Here is a 2500-nt window from a genome sequence, read left to right on the forward strand (position 1 = left end):
TGTCGTCAGCTCGTGTCGTGAGATGTTGGGTTAAGTCCCGCAACGAGCGCAACCCACGTCTTTAGTTGCCAGCATTTAGTTGGGCACTCTAGAGAGACTGCCGGTGATAAACCGGAGGAAGGTGTGGATGACGTCAAGTCATCATGCCCCTTACATCCTGGGCTACACACGTACTACAATGCTACGGACAAAGGGCAGCAAGTTCGCGAGGACAAGCAAATCCCATAAACCGTGGCTCAGTTCAGATCGTAGGCTGCAACTCGCCTACGTGAAGGCGGAATCGCTAGTAATCGCAGGTCAGCATACTGCGGTGAATACGTTCCCGGGCCTTGTACACACCGCCCGTCACACCATGGAAGTTGGCCACGCCCGAAGCCGTTACTCCAACCCTTGTGGAGGAGGACGTCGAAGGTGGGGCTGATGACTGGGGTGAAGTCGTAACAAGGTATCCGTACCGGAAGGTGCGGATGGATCACCTCCTAACAGGGAGACAAAACAATGATTTTGATGCCTGAGTGCTTTTATTCTTAGGCCGAAATCCTGTCACCTTAGGTCGATCGGTACCTCAGCTTTGAAGTCAAGGATCAGCAGCAATGTTGATTGCTTGATGGAGATTTTCAGTTCCTAAACTTTGTCTAGGTCACACCCCAAAAGGGATGAGACTCCTGGGCCATTAGCTCAGGTGGTTAGAGCGCACCCCTGATAAGGGTGAGGTCCCTGGTTCAAGTCCAGGATGGCCCATTCGGTGTTGGGGGTTTAGCTCAGTTGGTAGAGCGCCTGCTTTGCAAGCAGGATGTCAGGAGTTCGAGTCTCCTAACCTCCACTGACCGAACTTGATTCCCATCTCCAATTTTTTTGGAGTTGAGCTCGATTGGAGTGTGATTTAGATGTGTCCGCTGGATGACCCCAGCTTCCTGTCATTCCAAGTTTTAGATTTTAAGTCTTGAATTTGGTTGATAAGATGCTGGGCTCGGATCAAATGATCAAGCAATTGATGATTTGATTTGAAGTTCTAGCAGAACCTTGACAACTGCATAGGTGAGTCTGGAAAAAACAAAGCATCTTACAGATGCATTGTTTTGAATCTGATCTTCTGAAAGGGAGATTGGATCTAGAACAATGAAAATTCTTTTGAGCAAGAGCCGAGACTCTTGAGCGTTCTTTGATTGGTGTCGAGCCAATCAGAGTTTGATCTTGTTTTTAGCAATAAAAACTTGAGAATCTGCTTTCAACGGCGGTAAGCGTTCAGGAGGTTAATTGGTCAAGCTACAAAGGGCTCACGGCGGATACCTTGGCACACAGAGGCGATGAAGGACGTGGTTACCTGCGATAAGTCTCGGGGAGCTGGAAGCACGCTTTGATCCGGGAATTTCCGAATGGGGCAACCCTTAATACGGCCAGCTGAATCCATAGGCTGGCACGAGCCAACCCAGCGAACTGAAACATCTTAGTAGCTGGAGGAAAGGAAAGTAAAAACGACTCCCTAAGTAGCGGCGAGCGAACGGGGAAGAGCCTAAACCGATACTTTCGAGTATCGGGGTTGTGGGACAGCAACGTGTATCAGGGAAGTTAGGAGAAGTGCTTGAATGGCACGCCACAGAGGGTGAAAGCCCCGTAACCGAAAACTGAACTGAGCTAGCTGTATCCCGAGTAGCACGGAGCACGTGAAATTCCGTGTGAATCCGCGAGGACCACCTCGTAAGGCTAAGTACTACTGTGTGACCGATAGCGAAACAGTACCGCGAGGGAAAGGTGAAAAGAACCCCGGGAGGGGAGTGAAATAGAACATGAAACCGTGAGCCTACAAGCAATGGGAGCCCTACTTATAGGGTGACCGTGTGCCTGTTGAAGAATGAGCCGGCGACTTATAGGCACTGGCGGGTTAAACCGGAAATGGTGGAGCCATAGCGAAAGCGAGTCTGAATAGGGCGTTTGTCAGTGTTTATAGACCCGAACCCGGGTGATCTAACCATGGCCAGGATGAAGCTTGGGTGATACCAAGTGGAGGTCCGAACCGACTGACGTTGAAAAGTCAGCGGATGAGCTGTGGTTAGGGGTGAAATGCCAATCGAACCCGGAGCTAGCTGGTTCTCCCCGAAATACGTTGAGGCGTAGCGTCTCGTGCTCCAGCAGGGGGGTAAAGCCACCATTTCGGTGCGGGCTGCGAGAGCGGTACCAAATCGAGATGAACTCTGAATACCCTGTGTGTAGCGAGGCAGTCAGACTGTGGGGGATAAGCTCCATGGTCGAGAGGGAAACAGCCCAGACCGCCAGCTAAGGTCCCCAAATCAACACTAAGTGATAAAGGAGGTGGGATTGCATAGACAACCAGGAGGTTTGCCTAGAAGCAGCCATCCTCAAAGGAGTGCGTAATAGCTCACTGGTCGAGCGATCCTGCGCCGAAAATGAACGGGGCTAAGTGTTGTACCGAAGCTGCGGATTTTTATGGTAGGGGAGCGTTCTATGTGGGGCGAAGCGTTAGCGTGAGCGGGCGTGGACT

General features: G+C 51.1%; 2 tRNA genes and 2 rRNA genes (1 of these 4 cut by a window edge). All 4 read left to right on the top strand.

Features of this window, described 5'->3' with window-relative positions:
• Nucleotides 1–483 (top strand): 16S ribosomal RNA (locus DXY35_RS03420); the annotation flags it as partial.
• Between the two features lie 184 nt (nt 484–667).
• Nucleotides 668–741 (top strand) — tRNA-Ile (locus DXY35_RS03425).
• Between the two features lie 9 nt (nt 742–750).
• Nucleotides 751–823, top strand: a tRNA-Ala gene (locus DXY35_RS03430).
• A gap of 436 nt (nt 824–1259) precedes the next feature.
• Nucleotides 1260–2500: ribosomal RNA gene (locus DXY35_RS03435) — 23S ribosomal RNA — on the top strand (it continues 1627 nt past the right edge of the window).

This window comes from Synechococcus sp. N32 (assembly GCF_900473895.1).
Lineage (GTDB): Bacteria > Cyanobacteriota > Cyanobacteriia > PCC-6307 > Cyanobiaceae > Parasynechococcus.